This is a genomic window from Knoellia remsis, assembly GCF_003002895.1.
Taxonomy (GTDB): Bacteria; Actinomycetota; Actinomycetes; order Actinomycetales; family Dermatophilaceae; genus Knoellia; species Knoellia remsis.
Genome location: NZ_PVTI01000028.1, coordinates 19,122 through 40,718 on the forward strand (window position 1 = coordinate 19,122; position 21,597 = coordinate 40,718).

Consider the following 21,597-nt stretch of genomic DNA (forward strand, 5'->3'; position numbering starts at 1 on the left):
GCCGATGTGGGTTCTCGCGACGACCGATCCGGCGCGCACACGGCATACACAGGAACCTCCCGGGAGTAGGCCGTCCCGACGCGGCCGGATCACGCTTGCAGACCGAGCTCCTGGCTCGTGACCTCGCGCATCTCGACCTTGCGCACCTTGCCCGTCACCGTCATCGGGAACTCGTCGACGATGCGCACGTAGCGCGGGATCTTGTAGTGCGCGAGCTTGCCCGTCGAGAACTCACGGACGGACTCGGCGGTCAACGGGGTGGCGCCCTCGCGCATGCGGATCCAGGCGGCGAGCTCCTCGCCGTACTTCTCGTCGGGGACGCCGATGACCTGGACGTCCTCGATGTCGGGGTGCGTGTAGAGGAACTCCTCGATCTCGCGCGGGTAGATGTTCTCGCCGCCGCGGATCACCATGTCCTTGATGCGGCCGGTGATCTGGACGTAGCCGTCCTCGTCCATGACCGCGATGTCGCCGGTGTGCATCCACCCGTCGACGAGCACTTCGTCGGTCTTGTCCTGCTGGTCCCAGTAGCCGAGCATCACCGAGTACCCCTTGGTGCAGAACTCGCCCGCCTCCCCACGCGGCACGGTCTCGCCCGTCGCCGGGTCGACGACCTTGATCTCGAGGTGGGGCATGACCCGACCGACGGTGCCGACCTTGCGCTCGAAGGAGTCGTCGCGGCGCGTCTGCGTCGACACCGGTGAGGTCTCGGTCATGCCGTAGCAGATCGTCATCTCCTCGATGCCGGACTCGATGAGCTTCGTCATCAGCGTTGCAGGACAAGGGGATCCGGCCATGATCCCGGTGCGGACCGTGCTGAGGTCGTAGTCGCCGAAGCCCGGCAGCGACCACTCGGCGATGAACATCGTCGGCACGCCGTAGAGGCTCGTGACCTTCTCCTCCGACACCGCCTTGAGGGTGAGCTCGGGGTCGAAGCCCGGTGCCGGAATGACCATGACCGAGCCGTGCGTCGTGGCCGCGAGGTTGCCCATGACCATGCCGAAGCAGTGGTAGAAGGGCACGGGAATGGCGATCCGGTCCTCCTGCGTGTAGCCGCAGAGCTCGCCGACGAAGTACCCGTTGTTGAGGATGTTGCGGTGGCTCAGCGTCGCACCCTTGGGGAATCCCGTTGTGCCAGAGGTGTACTGGATGTTGATGGCATCCGTCGGAGACAGCTCCGCACTGACCATCTCCAATCGCTCGTCGCTGACCTCGTCGGCCCTTGCGAGCAGCGCGTCCCAGCTCTCGCCGCCGATGACCCACACGTCCTCGAGCGCCGGCGTGGAGCCGCGCACCTCGTCGATCATCGCGACGTAGTTCGACGTCTTGAACGACTCTGCCGTGAAGAGGCCGCGGATCCCGGCCTGCGTGAGGACGTACTCCAGCTCGTGTGACCGGTATGCCGGGTTGATGTTGACGAGGATGACGCCCACCTTGGCGGTGGCGAACTGGGCGACCGTCCACTGCGCGCAGTTCGGTGCCCAGATACCGATGCGGTCGCCCACCTCGTACCCCGAAGCGAGGAGCGCCTTGGCGAGCCGGTCCACCTCGGCCCCGAACTCGGCATACGTCCAGCGGATGTCCTGCGCCCGGTCGACGAGCGCCTCTCGGTCACCGTGCGCGGCGACCGTCGCGTCGAGGTTGGCGCCGATGGTCTGCTCGAGCAGCGGCGGCTCGGTGGTCCCGACGGTGTGCGAGAGGTTCGCGGCGGGTGCGGCCTGGGTCGACGTGGACATCGGTGTCCTTCCGGAGGCGGATGGTGACGGGCCCACTCAACCGCGCGGACGGCATACCGGCAAGAGGGCCGGCTCCCCTCAGTCCCGCCCGCCTGTCGCGCGACGGAACCAGCCACGGATGCGGTCGATGGCGACGGCGTGGCCCACCTGTTCCGAAGTGGTGTCGCCCGTCAGCATCCCCAGGGCTGCCGAGGTCTGGAGCCGTTCGCAGCTCGTGCAGATCGTGCGCCCGGTCATGGTGCGGTGCTTCGTGCCCCGCTGCGGCTTGCGACACTGCTGGCAGGTCCACGTCGAGCTGAGACTGCTGGCCATCCCCGCGCCCCCTTGGTCGTCGTCGTGCGTGACTGTCGCACGATCCTCGCGTGCGATGCTCCGAAGGTACCCCCGGCGCGCGCCGCGTGGGTAGGGTCGGCGTCATGGCTGACAACGCTGACACCGTCTCTGCCGACGCGCGCGAGGGCGACGCCATCCCCGAGGGTGCGGTCGTCGTCGGGATCGGCAACAGCGACCGCGACGCCGAGTGCCTCACCTGGGCGGGCAACTCCGCCCAGCGGAGTGGGAGCCCGCTGCACATCCTGCACGCGCACGACCTCAGCGCCGAGCTCGCGGCGATCGACCCGGTCGCCGGCAACGCGATCTCGCTCGGGCCCGAGGGTGACATCGGCAACCGCAGCCTCCTTGAGCAGACGATGGCCGAGGCGCGCGAGCGCTGGCCCGACGTGCCGGTCACCGGCAGCGAGCCGTTCGTCAAGCCGGAGCAGGCGCTCGTCGACGCGTCGCGGGTCGCCCGTCTCGTCGTCGTCGGCGTGGCGCGCGAGAGCGTCCTGCAGAAGTTCGGGCTCGGCCGCCCGTCGCTCGCCGCGGCGATGCACGCCGCGAGCCCGGTCGTCCTCGTGCCCATGGGCGCTCGCACCGACGCCGACGGACCGATCGTCGTCGCCATCGACGGCTCGGCCCACAGCGCCGCCGCCGCGGAGCGCGCGTTCTGGAGCGCGAAGCTGCGCGGCGCTCCCCTCGTCGCGGTGACGGTCTGGAACGTCGAGGTCGTCGACGGCATGGTCGTCACGACGCCCGACACGGACGCGTGGCGCCAGGTTGAGGCGAAGTACCGTGCCGTCGTCGACAAGATCATCGAGCCGCTCCGCGCGGCCAACCCCGACGTCGACTGCACCGTCGAGGTCCTCCACGGCTCGCCGGCCAAGGTCCTCAGCGAGCGCGCTGCCGACGCAGGCCTGCTCGTCATGGGGACGCGCGGGCGCGGCGGCTTCACCGGCATGCTCCTCGGGTCGCAGAGCCAGAAGGTCCTCGAGACCGCGAGCTGCCCCGTCATGCTCGTGCACGCGAGCAGCGACAAGGAGACCCAGGACTGAGCGCGCGACGCGTCCGCGACCGGTTCCGCGGTCGCATCGCCGGCGTCGGCTCGACCTCCGGAACGCGCGTCGTCGTCGGGCGCTGGGACTCGGGCCCGCTCGGCTCCTTCACCGACCTCATGGTCGAGAAGGCGACCGGGCACCGAGTCCTCGTCGCCCCGGATGACGCGGTCGCGGCATACGTCTCCTCGACCTACGACTTCGACGAGGTGCGCATCGAGCCGGTGGCGGTCACGGGCGAGGAGAGGTGGGCGGTGCGCTCTCCGTCGGTGTCGCTCGACCTCACGGTCGGTCCTCGTATGCCGCTCGGCCGGCTCCTGCGTGCCGTGCCCCGGCCGCTCGGGGATAGTCCTGCGTGGGCGCGGCTCGTCGACCCGGTCGCCGGCCTCGTCGTCCCCGGCGTGCGGACGGTGGGCACGGCGCTCGAGGGGCGGCGCGAGTACTACGGCGCGACCGACCTGCACCGGGTTGTCGCGATGGAGGGCAGCGTCAACGGTGAGCCGATCGGCGAGCTCGCCGACATCGACCCGCCGTGCCGGTTCGGGTTCTCGTCGACGCCGCGCACCCCGTCGGTGACGACGGTCGTGACGACCGTGGTCCGGGCCTGACCTCGGGGCCGGCCGCGTCACGCCGCACGGCCGCTGCACCTATCGTGGTCCGCATGAACGACACCGCGAAGCAGCAGGTCAAGGACGCACTCCTCGCCCGAGCGAAGGAGCAGCTCGAGGCCTCGCAGACCAACGTGGGCAGCGAGCACGACGCCGCCCAGCTCGACCAGGACTCCCCGCTCGACACCGGCGACGAGTCGCTGTCCGACGAGGCCGGTGACCTCACCGGCATCTTCGAGGAGGTGACCTCGCGCCAGGAGGACGAGATCTCACAGCTCGAGGCGCTCGACGTCTCTCCGCGCTCGGACGTCGGTCCGGGTGCGGTCGTCGAGTTCGGCGGCGCCCACTACGTCGTCGGCGTCATCGCGGATCCCTTCGAGGTCGCCGGGGTCACCTACGAGGGCATCTCGACCGACTCCCCCGTGTATGCCGCGATCGAGGGCAAGCGCGCCGGCGACACCTTCGAGGTCGCGGGCAAGGAGCAGACGCTCGACTCCGTGAGCTGACCCTCCTCCCCGTCACTCCCCCGATGCCGGGCACGCGCCGTATGCCGTGTGTCCGGCATCGTGCGTCTGGCGCCTCGGCCATTCGGCCGAGTCGAAGGCGGCGAGTCCGGTCCTCCGGCCGATGTGGGGGCGCCGCCGGCGTCCATAGCGTCGCTGGCATGACATCTTCCGTGAAGCGCGAACGCGCACTCGTCGTCCTCCCCCTCCTCATCCCCGCGGTGCTCGCCGGTGGCGTCGTCGCCGCCGAAGCCGGCTCCGGCGCCTGGCTCGAGCGGGACCTGCGTTCCGCGGTCGCCACCGTTCTGCCCGACGCCCGCGTCACCGACACCAACGTTCGCGGCCGTCCCTGGGTGATGAGCCGGCTCGACAACCGCATCTCCACGGCATACGTCGACCTCGCCGCCGGCGACGGCGTCGTCGAGCGGCGGCTCCTCGTCCAGGAGCTCGACCTCGACAGTGGCCGGGCCGAGCATCTGCGCTACTTCGTCACGATTCCGTATGCCGAGGGGGCGGCCGGCACGCCCGTCACCGACGAGGTGGGCGCGTTCACCGACCGGGCGAAGGTGAACGGGACGGAGGTGACCTACCGGGCGCGCCTCTCCGGTGGGGCAATTCGCGTGACGACGTCGTCCGGGCCAGCGCCGCGCAGCGTTGCTGCTCCCGCGCTCGACGGAATGGAGCTCGCCGGTGAGCCCTCCGCGACGGAGTCCGGGATCCTCGTCGAGCTCGTGAGCCGGGACGCCCGGATGGTCCGGTCCTAGGCTGGTCCCGTGCGTCGTCTGCTCCCGTGGGTGATCCTCGGCCCGATCGTGCCGGGGGCCCTGCTCGACCTCGCCAGCGCCGCGTCGCCGGTGCTCTCCGTCGTGGGGGTCGTGATCGCGTGTGTCCTGGCGGTGGGTGCCGTCCGGGTGACCCGGTTCACCGGGCCGACCCTGCCGTCAGCGGTCGGCGTCGCGGCACTGGGCTTCGCGCTCGTGGGAGTGGGCGCCGCGGCATCTCAACGGTGGTGGCTGCTGTCGCTGGCGTGGGCGCTCGTCATGGTGTCGGGCGTGCTTGCGGCACAGGCCCGTTCGACGCGCGACCTCGTCGTGGTCGCTGCCCTGGGAGTCGTAGCGGTCCTGGCCCCGTCGGCCTTCGAGGACGTGAGCCTCGCTCTCCTCCTGGTGATGGCGATGGCCACGGCCGTGGCGACCGCCGTCGGCGTCGGGCTGCTCGTCAGGAGCCAGCGTGACCGCGACGCCATCCTGCGGCGTGTGGTCGTCTCCGAGGAGCGCACGTCGATGGCGCGGGACCTGCACGACCTCGTCGCCCACGAGGTGACCGGGATCGTCGTGTTGGCGCAGGCCTCGGCCGGAGCGACGAGCGACCCACGGGCCAAGGCTGTGCTCGAACGGATCGAGTCCTCCGGTCAGGAGGCGCTCGGACAGATCCGGGCGATGGTGCAGGCGCTGCGCGACGAGACGTCGGTCGGGCCGGTCGGCGCGAGCCTCGCCCCGACCGGCCGGGGAGCCGGGTCGTTGCAGCAACTGGTGGACGCGTTCGCGGAGTCGTCGGCGGCGACGGTCACCGCGGACATCGACGACCTCGACCTGGAGCCCGCAGCCGACGCCGCCGTGCAGCGGCTCGTGGCCGAGGCGCTGACCAACGTGCGTCGGCACAGTCAGGGCGCGACCCGGGTGCGGGTCCGGGTGATGTCGGACCCCGACAGTGGCGTCGTCGCCGAGGTCGTCAACGACGCTGTCGGCAGCGGCGGCGTCGGGCGGGGCAGCGGTTATGGGCTCGTCGGGGTCCGGGAGCGGCTGGCGGTTGTCGGCGGCACCCTCGAGTCCGGTCTCGACGGCTCGGGTCAGTGGGTCGTGACGGGTCGGATTCCGGTGCGGGAGAATGCTCGTGGGCGTTCGCGCCCTGACCCGTCCGGCACGCGAGGAGGTGCACCGTCATGATCCGCGTGGTCCTCGCCGACGACCAGGAGATGGTCCGCATGGGCTTCGCCATGATCCTCGACGGTGCCGAGGACATCGATGTCGTCGCCCAGTGCGCCGACGGTGTCGAGGCGGTCGAGGCCATCCGCCGCGAGCGACCGGACGTCGCGCTGCTCGACATCCGCATGCCGCGGCTCAACGGTCTCGAGGTGCTGCGGCAGGTCGCCGACATCACCAAGGTCGTCATCGTCACGACGTTCGACCACGACGAGTACGTCGACCGCGCCCTCGCGCTCGGCGCCTCGGGCTTCCTGCTCAAGGACTCGGGACCCCAGCTGCTCGTCTCGGGGGTGCGGGCGGCGGCGTCCGGCGACGCACTCATCAGTCCTCAGCTCACCGTGCGGTTGCTGGAGCGGACTCGCGCTCGTGGCGTCGACCAGCCGGTCGTGCCGGGGTTCTCCGACCTCACCGAGCGGGAGCTCGAGGTGGCCCGGCTCGTCGCGCACGGCCGGACGAATGCCGAGATCGCGAGTGAGCTCTTCATCTCGATGGGCACGGTGAAGTCACACCTCGCCTCGATCCAGACCCGGCTCGGGGCCCGCAACCGCGTCGAGATCGCGGCTCGGGTGTGGGAGTCCGGTCACGCCTGAGGCGTCGACGCGGCATACCGGCCGAACGGCTGATCGGCCTGCGCGAGAACCGGTCGCACGGCCGATGTGCGGGCAGGGCCGGGTGAGCGAATGTTGTTGGTATGAAACGTATTGCGACTCTCGACTCCCTCCGTGGTCTCGCGATCTGCGGCATCCTCGCCGTCAACGCGCCGACCGTCCTCCGCCTCGACGCGCCGCCCGGCGCGAACGCCACCCGCGAGCTCCTCGGCCTCGCCGTCCAGGAGCGGTTCTTCCCGCTCTTCTCGCTGCTGTTTGGCATCAGCTTCGGGCTCATCGAGCTCGGCGCCCGTCGGCGCGAACAGCCCTTCCGGGCGGCGCTGGCGCGTCGTCTCGGCTTCCTCTTGCTGCTCGGCGGGGCACACCAGCTGCTGCAGCCGGGCGAGGCGCTGCTGCCGTATGCGCTGGCCGGCTTCCTCGTGCTGCTGCCGGGCACGTGGGCGCCGTCGTGGGTCGCGGCGCTCGGCGGCGTGGCGCTCACCGTGACCGGTGTCGTCATGGGCGGCGGGACGGCGCTCGTGCCGGGACTGCTGCTCGCGGGGTATGGCATTGCCCGTCTCGGATGGGCGTCACGGTTCGACGCCCCGTCGCCGTGGGTGCCGCTCGGTGTGGCCGCGGCGGCGGGGGCTGCTGCTTCGCCACTGCTCGTCAGCCTCGCCGGTGACCCGGTCAAGCTCGGCTTCAGCACCTCGTCCGCCGTCGCCGGCCTGCTCCTCGCGACGACGTATGCCGCGCTCGTCTCGGCCGCGATGGCGACGCCGCTGCGCCGGGTCGTGGCGGGTGTGTTCGAGCCGTTCGGTCGGCTGGCGCTGACGAACTACCTGGGGGCGACGCTGCTGCTCCTCGCCACGAAGCCGTTCGTCGCCGGGTGGGGCATCGACGGGAGCTCCGCCGGCTTGGTGCGGATGCTCGCGATGTGCGCCGGGCTGCTCGTCGTGCAGTGGGTGGCTAGCCGGCTGTGGATCGCCCGCTTCGGTCAGGGCCCGCTCGAGCGACTGTGGCGCTGGATCACGTGGTACTCGCCCACACCTGCGCCGTCGAACGTGGCGAAGGACGACCGGGTCCTCCAGCCGACCACCTGACCTGGAACTGTGCTGCAGGACGCGCGACATACCGCGCGCCGTGCAGCACACTTCCGCCTGAGCTCGTCACCGTCGCAGCGCCCGCACCGCGTCCGCGCGGAATCATGGTGCAGATCTAACATCAGGTATTAGATTGGCACGGCCCTGCCGCTTGTCTCCTAGCGGTGTGGTGCGGGGTTGGCGCTGCCGTAGAGGCGAGCCTTGGCCTCACGGACCTCGAGCGTCACGGGGGTGCCCTCGACAGTGACGGTGCCAGGAATGGTCATCCACTGGCCCTGTCCGAACCGGAAACGCCCGCCGTAGACGGTGTCGACGCGCGTCGCCATCGAGCCCTTCTGCTCGTAGGTGTGCCGGATGTCGCCATCCGGGTACGGGCCACCCATCGACTCAGTCGGCTCGCTGCTGTCACCATCGCCGTAGACGTAGGTGAACGAACGCACCACAGGCTGGATCTCGAGCCGGTAGCCCATGAGGTCGGAGACGTCGGTCTCGTCCGGGCCGACACCGGCCTCGGGCCACGTCGCCTCGAAGTACGTCGCGAGGTTGACCAGGGTGACGTTTCCGACCGGCTGGATCGACAACCCACCCTTGGCGAAGTCGATCTCCCGGAACGCCGTCATGACATTGGCCAACGTCGGCAGGTTGGTGCCCGGGATCAGCTGCGGCGAACACGTCAAACCCCACCCTTGCCACAGCCCCTCTGGGGGTGGCGCCAGCTGGTATCCGCCACCCGGCTTGGGCACCATCAGGCGTCGAAGCACCACAGCCTGGAACTGCCCGTTGTCGCAAGCACTCGCCGCCGTGCCACAACCGGAGTCGGTCGCCTCGTTGCCGGCCGCACAGTTGATCTGCGTCTTGTACTCGTAGTACGGCCGAGGCTTTGGTGCCGTCGCGGCCGCCGCCGCCTCGTTGAGCGCGGTCTTGATCTCCGAAGTCGTCAGCGTGACTGTCGCTCCATCTCCGGTTGTCGAACCGAAGCCGCCCCCGGGCGAGCCAAGAGCCGAGGCGGCGGGCACCCCACCGACCCACAGTATTGCTGCGAGGACCCACCAGAGTGCGCCCTTAGTCATCAGAGTTCCTCGAGTCCGAGCACCTGCCATTGGTCGTTCACCCACCTCAGGGCGATGCCACGCTTACCTGAGGCCGCTGGAACCGTCTCCTTCGTCGGTTTTCCGTTCTGATAGAGCGTCTGAGCCTTCTCGGTCAATGTGAAGTTGATGATCACCTTGTCCGCCGTGACGGGGGTCGCCAAACCGGGGTTGACCACTTCCATCCCAGGAGTGAGCACAGACCATTTCCCCGCGACGTACTCATCGATGACCTTCTGGGACTTCTTGCACGAGATGCAGCCCTTGTCGGCGTATGCCATCAAGTTGGGCGGAGTCTCAGGCGCCATCATCCCGCGGTTGAACTCGCTGAAGTAGAACTTGAGGAACGCGATCGCTCCTTGCTCGTCCCGCACAGTCGCCGCGGGAGGTGGTTCCGGGACAGTGCCCGGCGTGCTCGGCGAGGCGGAGGCCGACGGGCTGCCCGACGCCGACGCACTCGGACTCGACGCCGACGTCGACCCCGTCGGGGAGGGCGACTTCGCCTCCTCACCACCACCGTTGCAGCCGGCCAGGGCCAGCACACCCACGGTCAGAACGGCCGCGCCGCGGCCCCACCTCGAAGTCACCGTTGCTCCCACCCAGTAGACGAAGAATCCCTACCGAGTGTAGGGAACAACCGCCCCACCGCCAGTCGAGTTGTCCACAGGTGCAGCGACCGACACCACACGCGACCTCGCCGAAACAGGCGCGCGCACGGCATACGGCATCTGAAACCATGCGCACATGCGCCCCATCGTCCAGAGCAAGAAGCTGCAGCACGTCCGCTACGACGTGAGGGGGCCGATCCTCGTCGAGGCCCAGCGGCTCGAGGCCGAAGGGCACAAGATCCTCAAGCTCAACATCGGGAACACCGCACCGTTCGGGTTCGAGGCGCCCGAGGCGATCGTCGCCGACATGGTGCAGCACCTCCCCGACGCGCAGGGCTACTCCGACAGCCGCGGCATCTACAGCGCCCGCACCGCCGTCGCGCAGTACTACCAGTCGCGCGGCCTCACCGACACCACCGTCGACGACGTCTACATCGGCAACGGCGTCAGCGAGCTCATCTCAATGGTGCTCCAGGCCTTCGTCGACGACGGCAACGAGATCCTCGTCCCGGCGCCGGACTACCCGCTGTGGACCGGCGCGATCAGCCTCTCCGGCGGCACCCCCGTCCACTACCGCTGCGACGAGGCGAACGGCTGGAACCCCGACCTCGAGGACATCGAGTCCAAGATCACCGAGAACACCCACGCCCTCGTCGTCATCAACCCGAACAACCCGACCGGCGCCGTCTACAGCGAGGAGACGGTCAAGGGACTCGTCGACATCGCCCGCCGCCACAACCTCGTCATCATGAGCGACGAGATCTACGAGAAGATCCTCTACGCCGACGACGCGGTCACGCCCGTGCACCACCACGTCGCGACGTATGCCGGTGACGACGTCCTCTGCCTCACCTTCAGTGGGCTGTCGAAGGCCTACCGCGTCTGCGGCTACCGCGCCGGCTGGGTCATGGTGTCCGGACCCAAGTCGGCGGCCGAGGACTTCCTCGAGGGGCTGACGCTGCTCGCGAACATGCGCATGTGCGCCAACGTTCCCGCGCAGCACGCGATCCAGACGGCGCTCGGTGGCTACCAGTCGATCAACGAGCTCATCGTGCCCGGCGGCCGCTTCTACGAGCAGATCAAGCTCGCCAACCGCCTCCTCAACGACATCCCCGGCGTGAGCTCCGTCGAGCCGCACGGCGCGCTCTACTGCTTCCCGCGGCTCGACCCGGAGGTCTACCCGATCGAGGACGACCAGCAGTTCGTCATCGACCTGCTGCGCGCGAAGAAGATCCTCGTCACCCACGGCACCGGCTTCAACTGGTTCGAGCCCGACCACTTCCGCCTCGTGACCCTCCCCGACGCCGAGGTCCTCACCGAGGCCATCGGCCGCATCGCCGAGTACCTCGAGACGATCCGCCGCTGACGTCGGTATGAGTACGAACGCGCCTGCGGCGCAGTCCGATTGGCGACTTCTCGGCGGAGTCGCCCTGGGTGGTGTCGTGGGATCCCTCGGCCGGTATGCCGTGGGGCTGGCTCTCCCTGCGACTTCCGGCGGGCTGCCGTGGGGGACGTTGCTGGTCAACCTCACGGGGGCGGCGGCGATGGGACTGCTCGTCGCGTGGCTCGTGGCGAGGCCGGGCGCACATCCGCTCGTCCGGCCGGTCGTCGGCGTCGGCGTGCTCGGCGGGTGGACGACGTTCTCCGCGTTCGCGGTCGAGGTGGTCACCCTGCTGGAGACGGGGCACGGAGGCGAGGCGGCGGCATACGTCCTCGCATCGTTCCTCGGCGGCGTTCTCGCGGTGACGCTGGGTTCCGTTGTGGGACAACGACTCTGGCGGGTTGAGGCATGACGGCGCTCTGGGTCGCGGCCGGCGCGGCGATCGGTGCACCGATGCGGTTCCTCGTCAACCACTGGCTCCGTACGCGCTGGGGCACCACCCCGGCCGCCGGGACGCTCGCCGTCAACGTCCTCGGGTCGTTCGTCCTCGGGCTGCTCGCCGGGGCCGCCGTCTCGGGCTCGTGGTGGGCCCTGCTCGGCATCGGGCTGTGCGGTGCACTGACGACGTTCTCGACGCTCGCGCTCGAGCTGCAGGACGCGTTCACCGGCGAGCGTGCGCGCCACGCTGCGGCGAGCGTCGTCCTGCACCTGCTGCTCGGCGTCGGTGCCGCCTGGCTCGGCTGGGTGCTCACCGCCGCCTGACGGGACGGGCCTGTTCACGAGCACACAATGTGGCTACCCTGCGTCTAGAACGCCCCGAGCAGGGAGGGCGCTCCGGACAGGAGTCACCATGACGACACCACCGCCCAGCAGCTACGCCGACCAACGCGCCTGGCAGGAACTCCAACGGTTCATGCCGCCGGAGTACCGCATGACCACGCCGGAGGACCTGCCCGCCGAGGAGGGCTGGGACTGGCGCGGCAACAACGTGCACCTCGAGCGCTATGTCCGGCCGGATTCGCCGGTCAAGGTGCTGCTGCACCACGGCGTGGGGACGAACGGCCGGCAGATGGACCTCATCCTCGGCCGCCCTCTGGCGCAGCGCGGCATCGAGACCGTCGCCGTCGACAACCTCGGCTACGGACTGACCAAGCCCGCACATCCGCGCGGCTACTCCTATGACGACTGGGTCGACCTCGTCGTCGACCTCGTCGAGGCGGAGCGCCGTCGGGACGACCGACCGATTCACATCTACGGCCTCAGCGCCGGCGGGATGCTCGCCTACCAGGTCGCCGCCCGCACCCAGGTCGCGGGGAAGCCGGTCGCGGGAGTCATCGGCCTGAGCTTCCTCGACCAGCGCGAGTCGGTCGTACGCGAGGAGACGGCACGCTTCGAGCTCATGGGCAAGTACGGCGGCAAGGCAGCCGAGCTGACGACCAAGCTCGGCGCCGGCTGGTGGCCGATGCGCATGACGATCGCCTCGAAGATGTCGGCCCTGCTCAACGAACCCGAGGCGCTGCGGGTCGCCCTGCGTGACAAGACGTCCGCCGGCAACACCGTGCCGACGAAGTTCCTCGACACCTACCTCAACTACGTCCCTGCAGTGGAGCCCGAGGACTTCACCGCGTGCCCGGTCATGCTCGCGGTCCCCGGCGCGGACCGCTGGTCGCCGGCATCGCTGTCCATGGGGTTCCTCGAACGGATCACCCAAGTGCCGGTCGAGGTCGTCACGCTGCCCCGCGGCAGCCACCTGCCCGTCGAGAAGCCGGCCCTCGACACGATGGTCGACGCCGTCGAGGAGTTCGTCCGCCGCTAGACCACCGCCAGTCCATCGCTAGTTCGGCTGCGGGACCTGCTCGGCCAGCCGGCTCGGCGCCTGGATGCAGTAGGAGTCGGTGAGCAGCTCGGCGAGCTCGTCCCAGTCGGTGTCGTCGTCGAGCAGCATCCCGACGACGTTGCTCCCCCACTCGGTGCGGAAGTACGGCGCGCCCATGTGCTCGAACGCCATGACCTCGTCCGGGGAGGCCCGGAAGGTGATGCGGAAGAGCTGGTCCTCACCGCCGAAGACGTGCGCCACCGTCGCCGACCGCACCCGCCAGCGCACGCCGACCCAGGCGTCCTCCTCGCGGCACTCCGGGAAGGCGGCACAGATCTGCGCGAGCCGCTCCACCCAGTCGGCAGGCACCTCAGGACGCGATGCGGACGGCATACCACCGAACCTAGCCCCGCCGACCGACATCCATCAGCCGAGCAGCTGCGCAAGCCAGACACCCGCGAGGGTCAGCACTCCGGCGGCGAGCAGGAACGCGCTGGGAGCCAGCCGCGACTGGGGTGCCGTGCCGTCCGGAACGGGCGGCGCGGTCTCGACCGCTCGTTGGATGGCTGCTGCGAGCGCATGGTGGTCACCGTCCGGAGGCGAGACGTCGAGGACACTCTCGTCATCGAAGATCACCAGAGCCGTCTCATCGTCCACGCGGACGTCGCGCACCGCGCCCATGGGGCTCGTCACCCGACGAAGCACCGTCACGACGTCGAAACCGTTCTGCGACACCGTCGCTCGCGAGACCACCTGCTCCAGTCCCCATTCGAAGGCGCCAGCCCCTGCGAGCACGACGGCCACCCCGGACCAGCCCACCTCGGGGTCCCACAGCAGCCAGCCGCCGAGGGCCAGGGCAGCCACGCAGACGAGACCGCCAAGGGCACGGCGCCACACAGGGGGGACGATGTCGACCGGGAGTGGCATGGGCTCGCTGCCCGCGGGCACCGGGTCCGACCAGTCGAGCGGGTCGTCGGGGTCCCGGTCGAAGGAGTCGAGATCGACCTGCGAGTCCGGTGGCAGGGCGATGAGCGGCCCGGTGGGGAGTCGTATGCCGTCCGGTCCCGCGAGCGCGACCCAGCCGCCGTCGCGGACGTCTCCGATGAGCATCCCCTCGGACGGTGCCGCCACCCGACGCGCCTCGGGTGTGTCGAGCAGCAGCGTCTCGTCCACGGGGAACTCGGCGAGCCCGCGGGTGGAGTCGAGCGCGACGACGCCGACGAACTCGAGCCCGTCGGTGAAGACCCGCACCGGGATTCCCGTCGTTGCCTGACGCGACTCGAGCACACCCCGGCGCACCCGCAGCGCCACGACCCGCTCGGCGAGGAGGGCCGCGAGGAGCAACGCTCCCACGCTGATGGTGAGCCACCACGTCCGGTCCGGAGGCTCGCCCGTCGGGTGGGTCCAGCCCGGGTCTCTCGGGTCGACGCGCAGCTGCACGACCTGACCCACGGGCGACTCGTCGAAGAACTCGACCTCGACCTCGGTGGGGAACCCCTCGGGCCGGCGGTCCAGCCGAACTCGTTGCAGGTAGTCGTCGTCTGGCGGAGAGAGGACCGTCCCCTCGACGACCTCGCTGCGCGCCTCGTGCTCGGCGTCGGAGGCCAGCGCCTGCTCATACCCCCAGAGGGCACCGCCGGACAGCAGAAGGAGTCCGAGAGCAGCGGCCGCCATGAGACGGTGCGTTCCGTCCCAGTGCAGCGGACGCGAGGGAGCGTGTGGTCGCGGCGGCAACGGCACGCTCGCCGCGGCGGCGATGGCCCGCTGCCGGGAGCGGGCGCGCAGGAGCCGTACGGCATACGCCACGTAGGCCGCAGCGACGATCGGCCAGGCGACATTCGCCTGCCACACGTCGTCATACGCGAGGTCGATGATGGCGAACACGACGGCGCAGGCCACGGCGACGTACGGGCGCCACCAGAGCAGGACGGCCGACCCGATGCAGAAGACGATCGCCACGGAGAAGAGTGGGTCCGGGCCGCATACCGTGGGGTCGGCCGTTGAGCAGGGTTGGGTGTCGCCGAGGACCGAGAACCCGAACGCACCCGCCACCAGAGTGACGAGCACCCACCGCAACCACCGCGGCGGCATCGCCGCGACCCACTGCCGGACACGCTCGTCGTCGAGGCCGGGGCGAGTCGTCACGCGCGCAACCTACCGCGCGCCGTTCCTCGCCGCGCGCCACTTCTCCAGGGTCGCAGACACAGGTATGCCGCCCGCGCGTGGTGCGCGCGGACGGCATACCTGGTCGTGCTGTTGCGGTGCACGGCACCGCGGGTGGAGCTACCGCGTCACTGGACCACTCCGGCAGCGTTGACGATGCCGTCGCCGTAGAAGGAGTTGAAGTCCGCGGTGCCGACGCAGCGGGCCGTGAACTCGGCCGAGCGACCCTCCGGCTCGTACGAGCGGATGCCGCTCGCCGGGCAGGCGTGGTCGGTGGCCGTGTCCATGAGCAGCGACCGCGTCGTCGCCGGCGCCAGGAAGAAGGTGTCCGCGGACGTGCCCGACCCGTGGGCGCCGACCGCGAGCGCGGCGACACCGGCGGCGTGCGGGGACGCCATGGACGTGCCCTGGAACCAGGCGTAGTACGAGCAGTCGGACTTCTTCATCGGCTGACGACGGTCGGTGCACTGCTTGATGACACCGGCGTCGCGGCCCGGCTTGGTGATGTTGCCGTTCTTGTCGACCTCAGCGGACTCCTGCAGCGACGCGAGCGAGACCGTCGACAGGATGAGGTTGCCGTTGGTCCGGTACGTCTCCGTGCCGATGCCGTCGCGGTACCAGCCACCCGGGGCGGACACCTCGATTTCACCGGACGTCAGGTCGGTGGCGTAGTTGGAGTAGTCGGCCTTCTCACCGGTCGGGCCGAGCGCCGAGACACCGATGACGTTCGGGCCCTCGACGGGGAGGTCCCAGCAGGTCGCGTTGTCGATGGTGCGCGGGTGCTCCGTGCCACCCGGGTAGTCCGGGCTGGAGACGTCGGTGCGCGGGTTGCTCAGGTCCTCGTGGTTGTTGCCGAGGGCACCGACGAGCGTGACGTTCTTGGAGTTGGCATAGTTCAGGGCCCGCGTCATCGCCGCGATGATGAGGTCCTGCTCGGCCGCCTCCTCCGGGCTGTCCTCCGGAGCACCGCCCGCGCAGTTGTACAGCCACGGGTCGACGTAGAACGACATGTTGACGACATCGAGGCCGACGTCACCGGCATAGGTCAGCGCGTTCGTGACCGGGCCGACGAAGAAGTAGCCGCTGTCCTGGCCGCCACGGATGTTGACCAGCTCGACGTCGGGGGCGATGCCGCTGATGCCGAAGTCGTTGACCGCTGCGCCGATCGTGCCGGCGACGTGCGTGCCGTGACCGTTCTGGTCGACATCGGCCGGGTCGACACAGCTGGCCGTGTCACACGGACCGTCGATGTCGGGCATGTCAGTCGTGAAGTTGCGCGACAGCTCACGGTTGAAGTTGGGCGCGAGGTCCTGGTGGTTGCCGTCGACACCGGTGTCGAGGACGCCGACGCGGACCTTGTCACCGGTCTCGGTCGCGCGCGCCTCGAAGGCGTTGACCATCTCGTGGCCCCACAGGAGGCCGTCGAGCGGGTCGCCACCCTCCGGCGGCGGCGGGGTGTACTTGAAGGTGCCGTTGGCGCGGGTCTTGTCGAAGACCTGCGGCTTCTCGACCGGGTCCGGACCCTTGGCGCGCTGCGGCGCCGTGCCGATGCTCCGGTCGTTCGCAGCGCCCTTGACGCCGTCGAGACCGCGGGCCTTCGCGAGCAGGCTGCTCGAGCCCTTGACCGTGATCAGCCCGATGGCGGTGTTGACCGAGGTGACGTCGCCACCGGCCTTGCGCAGCTGCGCGGCCACGGCCTTGGCGTCGCTCGCCTTGTCGGTCAGGACGACGTAGCTGCCGCTCCCGGCCGCCTGGGCCGTGCTGGCAGACGGGGCGGCGGTCGCGGCTCCCGTCGCGGCCGACCCGGCGATCGCCGCGACGACGGCGGCCGTGCCGGCCATGGACAGCATGCGAGTTCGTCGCATGGATTCCTCCTCCGTGATGGCGCGCCCCATTGCGCACCTGCACCTCAACCTAGCCACACCGATCACCCCTGACCATCACTCGTGTGGACCAGATCCCGCCTATGCTCGCCCGCATGCCCAGACGCCGTCAGACCGGTCCGATGCCGGACGTCTTCGAGACGTTCGCCCATCGGGTCGACGAGCACGGCGACGACCCGCAGGCGGACCCGACCCGTGTCGACCCCGGGCAGATCGCCAAGGGAGCGGGCGTCTCGCTCGGGCTGATGGTCCTCGCCGGCGTCGGGTTCGTGCTCGGCTTCTGGACCGGCACCCAGAACGAGCCCGACCTCGCCTACGACAACATCGTCTGGGAAGGCGTCATCAAGGTCGGGTTCGCGGCCCTCTGCGGCCTGCTCGCCGCCGCCGCACTGCTCGCGCTCGCTGCCCTCGCCATCGGCATCCCGTGGGCCCAGCGCCAGCGTCAGCGGCGCCGCGGGCACTGAGGCGAGCGGCCGGCATACGCTCTGCACACTGAGGCGCACGCGTCCCACGCTCGGCGTGGGCCGGCATACGCTCTCGACCGCGTGACGCGGGGCGACCGATCGTCCCCACCCCCGCACAACACTGATGACCGATAGGTGTGCACGCACACCTATCGGTCATCAGTCTCGAACGAGCGACCTACTTGAGCTGACTCGAGCTCATCCCGAGCAGGCGGCGCGCGACGACGAGCAGCTGGATCTGCTGCGTCCCCTCGAAGATGTCGAGGATCTTGGAGTCGCGCGCCCACTTCTCGAGCAACTCGCGCTCGCCGTAGCCGGTCGCACCCGCCAGCTCGACGCAGGCGAGGGCGACGTTGACGCACGTGCGCCCCGCCTTCGCCTTGGCCATCGAGGCCTCCATCGAGTTCGGCTTGCCGTTGTCGGCCATCCACGCCGCGCGCAGGGTCAGCGCGTGCGCGGCCTGGTAGTCCGCCTCCATCTGGAGCAGCTTTGCGGCCGCGGCCGACTGCGCGTATGCCGGCCGGTCCCAGTCGACGGTGACGTCCGCCTTCGCGAGGAGCTCGGTCGTCGTGTCGAGGCAACCGCGGGTGAGGCCGAGCGCCATCGCCGCGACGAGCGGGCGGGTGTTGTCGAAGGTCTGCATCGCGCCACCGAAACCACCCTCGATCTTGATCTCCGGGTCACCGAGCAGGTCCTCGGCGGGCACCCGGCAGTTGTCGAGGTGGAAGGCCGCGGTGTCGGAGGCGCGGATGCCGAGCTTGTGCTCGAGGCGGACGAGCTTGAGGCCGGGGTTGTCGCGGCGCACGACGAAGCTCTTGATCGCCTGCTTGCCGAGCGAACGGTCGAGCGTCGCCCACACGACGACGAGCTGGGCGCGCTCACCCGACGTCACGAAGATCTTCTCGCCGTTGAGGACGTACTCGTCGCCGTCCTTGACCGCTGTTGTGCGGATGGCCCCGGAGTCGCTGCCGGTGTCGGGCTCGGTGATCGCCATCGCGGCCCACTGGCCGGCATAGCGCGCCTTCTGCTCGTCGTTCGCGACGGCCGCGATGGCGGCGTTGCCGAGGCCCTGACGCGGGATCGACAGGGTGAGCCCGACGTCGCCGCGGCAGGTCTCGAGAATGGAGAGCACCGACGACATGTTCGAGCCGTTGCGGACCTCCTTGGTCGCCGCGTGCTTGCGGCCGGAGCCGACGGCGGCAACCTCGTTCTCACCCTCGGTGTCGTCGCCGTCGTCGGCCGCGCGCGTCGACGTCGAGGCACCCGCGCCCTGGCCGGCGCCGGAGCTGCTCAGCCCGTCGATGACGGCGGAGAGCAGGTCGAGCTCGCGGGGGTACTCGTGCTCGGCGAGGTCGTACTTGCGCGAGATCGGGCGGAAGCCCTCCTCGGCCATGCCGCGCGCCTGCTCGATGAGGGGGCGGAACTTCTTCGGAACCTCGAGATCGATCATGGGTCCAGTCCTTGGTGTGTATGCCGTGCGCTTGCGTGGATGTCGTTGTCGCGTATGCCGGTTCGTCACCTGCGGCTGCGGCCGCCGCGACGTGGGTCAGACGAGGAGGGTGCCTTCGAGGACACCGGCGCCGCGCAGATCGCGGTACCAGCGCTCGTTGTCGAACTCCTTGACGAAGCCATGGCCGCCGAGGAGCTGGACGGCGTGCGAGCCGATCTGGGCGGCGTGGGTCGCCGTGAGGGAGCGAGCCTCGGCCGCCACCTGGCTCGCGTCCTTGCCGGCGTCGAGCAGGGCCGCGGCGCGCAGGGTCGTGAGCCGCAGACCCTCGAGCTCGATGGCGATGTCGGAGATCATGAACGCGACGGCCTGACGCTGCCCGATGGGCTCGCCGAAGGCCTTGCGCTCCTTGGCGTACTCGATGACCTGGTCGAGGACCGCACGTCCCGTGCCGCACGCCGCCGCGGCCCAGGCGACCCGCGCCCGACGGACGGCGTCGCGGTGGTCGTCGGCCGACCCGAGCAGGTTGGCGCGGGGGACCGTGACGTCGGTGAGCACGACGCGGCCGGTGCGCGCCGCGCGCACACCCATCGCCGGGTCGTCCTCGATCGTGACACCGTCGGTGCCCGCCTCGACGACGACGAGCCGGGCCTCGCCGCCGACCATGGCGGAGACGACGAAGAGCTCGGCCTTCTCGGCGTTCGCCACGAGCGCCTTGGTGCCATTGAGGACGAGCGAATCCCCTTGTGCCACAGCCGTGGTCGTGAGGTCGAAGGGGTCGAAGAGCGGCTGCGGCTCCTGCAGAGCGAGCGCCGCGGCGGCGACCGGCTCGTCGCCGGTGAAGTGCGGGAGGTAGGTCGCCTGCTGGTCCGCGTCGCCGTAGAGCGCGAGCGCGGTGGCGACGGCGGCCGTGGCCATCTGCGCGACGGCGATCCCCATGTCGCCGCGGGCCAGCTGCTCGATGACGAGGGCACCGGCGACGGCCGAACGTTCCTCGGCGATGCCACCGAGAGGCTCCGGCACACCGACGAGGGCCAGGCCCATCTCCTGCATGGCCGAGGCGACCTCCTCGGGGACGGCGCGGTCGGCGTCGGCCTTCGGGCCGGCCGGACGGATGACCTCGTCGGCGAGCTCGGACGCCGCCTGCTGCAGCATCTGCTGGTCCTCGGTCGGCGTGAGGTCGTAGACCCCGCGACGCTTCGGTGCGTCCGCGCGGGTGGCTGCACCGTTGCCGGAGACCTGCTTGAAGGCCCGGCCGACGGCGACCTGCGCCTTGAACCCGTTGTGGGCGCCGCGGTTGAGGATCTTCTCGACGCGGCCGCGAACCTTGGGGTCGGCCATGACGGGCATGCCCCCGGCCTTGGAGAGGATCCGCAGACCGAGGCGTTGGCTGCGGTCGGCGAAGGAGGTCGGCGTCGTCGCCATCGTGTGCGTCCCTTCGGGGGAGATCGTGGATGGGGACCGGCAGGAGTTATCCGGTACCGCTCGTCCCTAGTATCTGCCCAAAGACGCAAACTTGGCAAGGAGTAGCCAATGGGACCTGCGTCGCAGGGCAAGCGGACCAGTGCGGGAAACAGTTCGGTCGAACCATGTCCCCGGGGACGCCGGACAGGGCACCATGAGGGAGCGATGGGTCCCCGGAGGTCAACGTCGGCCCGCCCGCGTTTCTGACAGCTTCTTGCCGCGGGCAGCGCAGCGATGGTGAGTGTTCGCGCCCCCAGCACGATGACAGCGGAACTGGAGAGTCACCTTTCTTTACTCTCCTCGGTCTCACCAGCCTCCGGGCCCATCGCCGACCGGCCAGCCTCGTGAGCCGACCAGCGCTCGGCCCGACGCGTTCAGATGCATCGCAGTTCCAGCACAGATCCGGCTCGATCCCGGCTCAGATCCAGAGCGACGTGCAGCGGATGTAGCCGCCGCCCTTGGCGAGTTCCTCGACCTGCGGCGTGATGACGTCCAGCCCGGCCGACTCGATGTCGGCCCGCAGCTGCGGTGCGTCCGCGCTCATGACGACGGCCGTCCCGGTGGAGACGAGGTTGCACGCCATGGCCTCGCGCGCCTCCTTCTCGGAGATCTCGATCTTCTCGACGACGTCGAGCCCGGCGAGCAGCTCACGACTCTCCGGCGTGAACGCCTCGGGGCAGTAGGCGATGAGCCCCTTGCCGTCGCCGTCGGGCTCGCGCAGGACGGCGAGGGTGAGGTCGATGTCGTACCAGTAGCTGTCCGGCCAGCCGCTCACCTCGTTGAGCGCGGGCGTGCCATCCGCGTCGAGCAACGGGAGCGTCCACAGCTGGACACGTTCGAGACCGAAGTGCTGTGCGGCATACGCGATCGCCTGCTCGTCCGAGCGGTAGCCCGCCCCGCAGAAGACGAGGTCACCGCAGACGAGCATGTCGCCCTGACCGCTGAACCGCCACGGTTCCGGGAGCTCGTCCACGAGGTAGCCGATCTCGCGCAGCCGGTCGCGCGCCCAGGCCTCCTCGGACTGGCGTGACGGCGGCAGCTTGGCGAGGAGGGCACGGCCGTCCCGGGCGAGGGCCCAGTTGGCGGTGTACACACCGTCCTGGCTCGTCGGCGGCGCGTCGACGGTGACGATCTCGGCGCCGGCCCGGCGCAGGGCGATCTGGATGCCCTTGTGCTCGAGCTCGGCCTTGGCGGTGTCGACCGTCTCGCCGTCCTCGTAGTACGGGTTGAGCTTGTGGTCGTTCCCGAAGTGGTGCGCCGACGACATGAGCAGCGTCGAGTTCAGCAACGAGGCCTCCTGAGCCGGGCAGCACCCGGACCGAACGAGGCCCCGGCGGCGGGGCCGACCGGGGCGGGATCGGGCTTCACTGTACTCGCCCGAAGCGCTCGGT

22 protein-coding genes are annotated in these 21,597 nt (G+C 70.1%); 12 read left to right on the forward strand and 10 right to left on the reverse strand.

Translation table 11 applies throughout. From position 1 onward, the window contains the following. Nucleotides 1-89: 89 nt before the first annotated feature. Nucleotides 90-1,736, reverse strand: a complete 1,647-nt coding sequence (locus BCF74_RS14405) for an AMP-binding protein (protein WP_106298661.1) — start codon at nucleotides 1,734-1,736, stop codon at nucleotides 90-92. Nucleotides 1,737-1,814: 78 nt separating this feature from the next. Continuing rightward, the gene (locus tag BCF74_RS14410; protein WP_106298662.1) at nucleotides 1,815-2,048 is read right to left on the reverse strand and encodes a hypothetical protein; all 234 of its coding nucleotides are present in this window, start codon (nucleotides 2,046-2,048) and stop codon (nucleotides 1,815-1,817) included. 104 nt (nucleotides 2,049-2,152) lie between these two features. Between BCF74_RS14410 and BCF74_RS14415 the strand changes: the two genes are divergently transcribed. The 7 genes from BCF74_RS14415 to BCF74_RS14445 all read left to right on the forward strand — a co-directional run bounded on the left by BCF74_RS14415 (nucleotide 2,153) and on the right by BCF74_RS14445 (nucleotide 7,892). After that, complete coding sequence (locus BCF74_RS14415) at nucleotides 2,153-3,106, forward strand: universal stress protein (RefSeq protein WP_106298663.1); 954 nt, start codon at nucleotides 2,153-2,155, stop codon at nucleotides 3,104-3,106. 119 nt (nucleotides 3,107-3,225) lie between these two features. Continuing rightward, nucleotides 3,226-3,714 carry a hypothetical protein gene (locus BCF74_RS14420; protein WP_342747580.1) on the forward strand — a complete coding sequence of 163 codons (489 nt, stop codon included), beginning with the start codon at nucleotides 3,226-3,228 and terminating at the stop codon, nucleotides 3,712-3,714. 53 nt (nucleotides 3,715-3,767) lie between these two features. Next, a complete protein-coding gene (locus BCF74_RS14425; RefSeq protein ID WP_106298665.1) occupies nucleotides 3,768-4,220 on the forward strand; it encodes a hypothetical protein in 453 nt (150 codons plus the stop codon). Between the two features lie 158 nt (nucleotides 4,221-4,378). Next, the gene (locus tag BCF74_RS14430; protein ID WP_146132985.1) at nucleotides 4,379-4,981 is read left to right on the forward strand and encodes a hypothetical protein; all 603 of its coding nucleotides are present in this window, start codon (nucleotides 4,379-4,381) and stop codon (nucleotides 4,979-4,981) included. Nucleotides 4,982-4,990: 9 nt separating this feature from the next. Beyond that, nucleotides 4,991-6,163 (forward strand): sensor histidine kinase, encoded by a 1,173-nt coding sequence (locus tag BCF74_RS14435; protein ID WP_106298667.1) that lies wholly within the window; start codon nucleotides 4,991-4,993, stop codon nucleotides 6,161-6,163. Further along, nucleotides 6,160-6,792: a response regulator gene (locus tag BCF74_RS14440; protein ID WP_106298668.1), complete on the forward strand. Its 633-nt coding sequence runs from the start codon at nucleotides 6,160-6,162 to the stop codon at nucleotides 6,790-6,792. Before BCF74_RS14435 ends, BCF74_RS14440 begins: the two co-directional genes overlap by 4 nt. Nucleotides 6,793-6,893: 101 nt before the next feature. Further along, complete coding sequence (locus BCF74_RS14445) at nucleotides 6,894-7,892, forward strand: DUF418 domain-containing protein (protein ID WP_106298669.1); 999 nt, start codon at nucleotides 6,894-6,896, stop codon at nucleotides 7,890-7,892. 158 nt (nucleotides 7,893-8,050) lie between these two features. Here BCF74_RS14445 and BCF74_RS17130 read toward each other — a convergent pair whose 3' ends face one another. Together BCF74_RS17130 and BCF74_RS17135 are read right to left on the reverse strand one after the other, a co-directional pair. Next, nucleotides 8,051-8,962, reverse strand: a complete 912-nt coding sequence (locus BCF74_RS17130) for a hypothetical protein (RefSeq protein ID WP_146132986.1) — start codon at nucleotides 8,960-8,962, stop codon at nucleotides 8,051-8,053. Next, on the reverse strand, nucleotides 8,962-9,567 hold the full coding sequence (locus BCF74_RS17135; RefSeq protein WP_146132987.1) for a DUF6318 family protein: 606 nt from the start codon (nucleotides 9,565-9,567) through the stop codon (nucleotides 8,962-8,964). The genes BCF74_RS17130 and BCF74_RS17135 overlap by 1 nt, the downstream gene beginning before the upstream one ends. 157 nt (nucleotides 9,568-9,724) lie before the next feature. On the opposite strand from BCF74_RS17135, the gene BCF74_RS14465 reads away from it, so the two are divergent. From BCF74_RS14465 to BCF74_RS14480, 4 genes are all read left to right on the forward strand, one after another. Next, nucleotides 9,725-10,954 (forward strand): pyridoxal phosphate-dependent aminotransferase, encoded by a 1,230-nt coding sequence (locus tag BCF74_RS14465; RefSeq protein ID WP_106298673.1) that lies wholly within the window; start codon nucleotides 9,725-9,727, stop codon nucleotides 10,952-10,954. Between the two features lie 7 nt (nucleotides 10,955-10,961). Then, a complete protein-coding gene (gene crcB / locus BCF74_RS14470) occupies nucleotides 10,962-11,381 on the forward strand; it encodes a fluoride efflux transporter CrcB (protein ID WP_106298674.1) in 420 nt (139 codons plus the stop codon). Beyond that, nucleotides 11,378-11,731 (forward strand): fluoride efflux transporter FluC, encoded by a 354-nt coding sequence (locus BCF74_RS14475; protein WP_106298675.1) that lies wholly within the window; start codon nucleotides 11,378-11,380, stop codon nucleotides 11,729-11,731. The genes crcB and BCF74_RS14475 overlap by 4 nt, the downstream gene beginning before the upstream one ends. Before the next feature lie 88 nt (nucleotides 11,732-11,819). Then, entirely contained in the window at nucleotides 11,820-12,785 is a 966-nt protein-coding gene (locus tag BCF74_RS14480; RefSeq protein ID WP_106298676.1) for an alpha/beta fold hydrolase, read from the forward strand. An 18-nt stretch (nucleotides 12,786-12,803) separates the two neighbouring features. On the opposite strand, the gene BCF74_RS14485 is transcribed toward BCF74_RS14480, so the two are convergent. The 3 genes from BCF74_RS14485 to BCF74_RS14495 form a co-directional block, all read right to left on the reverse strand. Further along, nucleotides 12,804-13,178: an MmcQ/YjbR family DNA-binding protein gene (locus BCF74_RS14485; RefSeq protein WP_106298677.1), complete on the reverse strand. Its 375-nt coding sequence runs from the start codon at nucleotides 13,176-13,178 to the stop codon at nucleotides 12,804-12,806. 33 nt (nucleotides 13,179-13,211) lie between these two features. Beyond that, on the reverse strand, nucleotides 13,212-14,930 hold the full coding sequence (locus BCF74_RS14490; protein WP_106298678.1) for a hypothetical protein: 1,719 nt from the start codon (nucleotides 14,928-14,930) through the stop codon (nucleotides 13,212-13,214). A 146-nt stretch (nucleotides 14,931-15,076) separates the two neighbouring features. Next, nucleotides 15,077-16,813, reverse strand: a complete 1,737-nt coding sequence (locus tag BCF74_RS14495) for a S8 family serine peptidase (RefSeq protein ID WP_170070264.1) — start codon at nucleotides 16,811-16,813, stop codon at nucleotides 15,077-15,079. Nucleotides 16,814-16,926: 113 nt separating this feature from the next. On the opposite strand from BCF74_RS14495, the gene BCF74_RS14500 reads away from it, so the two are divergent. Further along, the gene (locus tag BCF74_RS14500; protein ID WP_146132988.1) at nucleotides 16,927-17,295 is read left to right on the forward strand and encodes a hypothetical protein; all 369 of its coding nucleotides are present in this window, start codon (nucleotides 16,927-16,929) and stop codon (nucleotides 17,293-17,295) included. 178 nt (nucleotides 17,296-17,473) lie between these two features. On the opposite strand, the gene BCF74_RS14505 is transcribed toward BCF74_RS14500, so the two are convergent. The 3 genes from BCF74_RS14505 to BCF74_RS14515 form a co-directional block, all read right to left on the reverse strand. Beyond that, nucleotides 17,474-18,745: an acyl-CoA dehydrogenase family protein gene (locus BCF74_RS14505; RefSeq protein WP_106298681.1), complete on the reverse strand. Its 1,272-nt coding sequence runs from the start codon at nucleotides 18,743-18,745 to the stop codon at nucleotides 17,474-17,476. A 96-nt stretch (nucleotides 18,746-18,841) separates the two neighbouring features. Continuing rightward, on the reverse strand, nucleotides 18,842-20,167 hold the full coding sequence (locus BCF74_RS14510; RefSeq protein ID WP_106298682.1) for an acyl-CoA dehydrogenase family protein: 1,326 nt from the start codon (nucleotides 20,165-20,167) through the stop codon (nucleotides 18,842-18,844). 457 nt (nucleotides 20,168-20,624) lie between these two features. Beyond that, complete coding sequence (locus BCF74_RS14515; RefSeq protein ID WP_106298683.1) at nucleotides 20,625-21,494, reverse strand: dimethylarginine dimethylaminohydrolase family protein; 870 nt, start codon at nucleotides 21,492-21,494, stop codon at nucleotides 20,625-20,627. Nucleotides 21,495-21,597: the final 103 nt, after the last annotated feature.

What these genes read in the sequence shown, in the direction of transcription:
- BCF74_RS14405 (WP_106298661.1), bottom strand. Translation starts at nt 1,736, where the DNA reads ATGTCCACGTCGACCCAGGCCGCACCCGCCGCGAACCTCTCGCACACC.
- BCF74_RS14410 (WP_106298662.1), bottom strand. Translation starts at nt 2,048, where the DNA reads ATGGCCAGCAGTCTCAGCTCGACGTGGACCTGCCAGCAGTGTCGCAAG.
- BCF74_RS14415 (WP_106298663.1), top strand. Translation starts at nt 2,153, where the DNA reads ATGGCTGACAACGCTGACACCGTCTCTGCCGACGCGCGCGAGGGCGAC.
- BCF74_RS14420 (WP_342747580.1), top strand. Translation starts at nt 3,226, where the DNA reads ATGGTCGAGAAGGCGACCGGGCACCGAGTCCTCGTCGCCCCGGATGAC.
- BCF74_RS14425 (WP_106298665.1), top strand. Translation starts at nt 3,768, where the DNA reads ATGAACGACACCGCGAAGCAGCAGGTCAAGGACGCACTCCTCGCCCGA.
- BCF74_RS14430 (WP_146132985.1), top strand. Translation starts at nt 4,379, where the DNA reads ATGACATCTTCCGTGAAGCGCGAACGCGCACTCGTCGTCCTCCCCCTC.
- BCF74_RS14440 (WP_106298668.1), top strand. Translation starts at nt 6,160, where the DNA reads ATGATCCGCGTGGTCCTCGCCGACGACCAGGAGATGGTCCGCATGGGC.
- BCF74_RS14445 (WP_106298669.1), top strand. Translation starts at nt 6,894, where the DNA reads ATGAAACGTATTGCGACTCTCGACTCCCTCCGTGGTCTCGCGATCTGC.
- BCF74_RS17130 (WP_146132986.1), bottom strand. Translation starts at nt 8,962, where the DNA reads ATGACTAAGGGCGCACTCTGGTGGGTCCTCGCAGCAATACTGTGGGTC.
- BCF74_RS14465 (WP_106298673.1), top strand. Translation starts at nt 9,725, where the DNA reads ATGCGCCCCATCGTCCAGAGCAAGAAGCTGCAGCACGTCCGCTACGAC.
- crcB (WP_106298674.1), top strand. Translation starts at nt 10,962, where the DNA reads ATGAGTACGAACGCGCCTGCGGCGCAGTCCGATTGGCGACTTCTCGGC.
- BCF74_RS14475 (WP_106298675.1), top strand. Translation starts at nt 11,378, where the DNA reads ATGACGGCGCTCTGGGTCGCGGCCGGCGCGGCGATCGGTGCACCGATG.
- BCF74_RS14480 (WP_106298676.1), top strand. Translation starts at nt 11,820, where the DNA reads ATGACGACACCACCGCCCAGCAGCTACGCCGACCAACGCGCCTGGCAG.
- BCF74_RS14485 (WP_106298677.1), bottom strand. Translation starts at nt 13,178, where the DNA reads ATGCCGTCCGCATCGCGTCCTGAGGTGCCTGCCGACTGGGTGGAGCGG.
- BCF74_RS14495 (WP_170070264.1), bottom strand. Translation starts at nt 16,813, where the DNA reads ATGCGACGAACTCGCATGCTGTCCATGGCCGGCACGGCCGCCGTCGTC.
- BCF74_RS14500 (WP_146132988.1), top strand. Translation starts at nt 16,927, where the DNA reads ATGCCCAGACGCCGTCAGACCGGTCCGATGCCGGACGTCTTCGAGACG.
- BCF74_RS14505 (WP_106298681.1), bottom strand. Translation starts at nt 18,745, where the DNA reads ATGATCGATCTCGAGGTTCCGAAGAAGTTCCGCCCCCTCATCGAGCAG.
- BCF74_RS14510 (WP_106298682.1), bottom strand. Translation starts at nt 20,167, where the DNA reads ATGGCGACGACGCCGACCTCCTTCGCCGACCGCAGCCAACGCCTCGGT.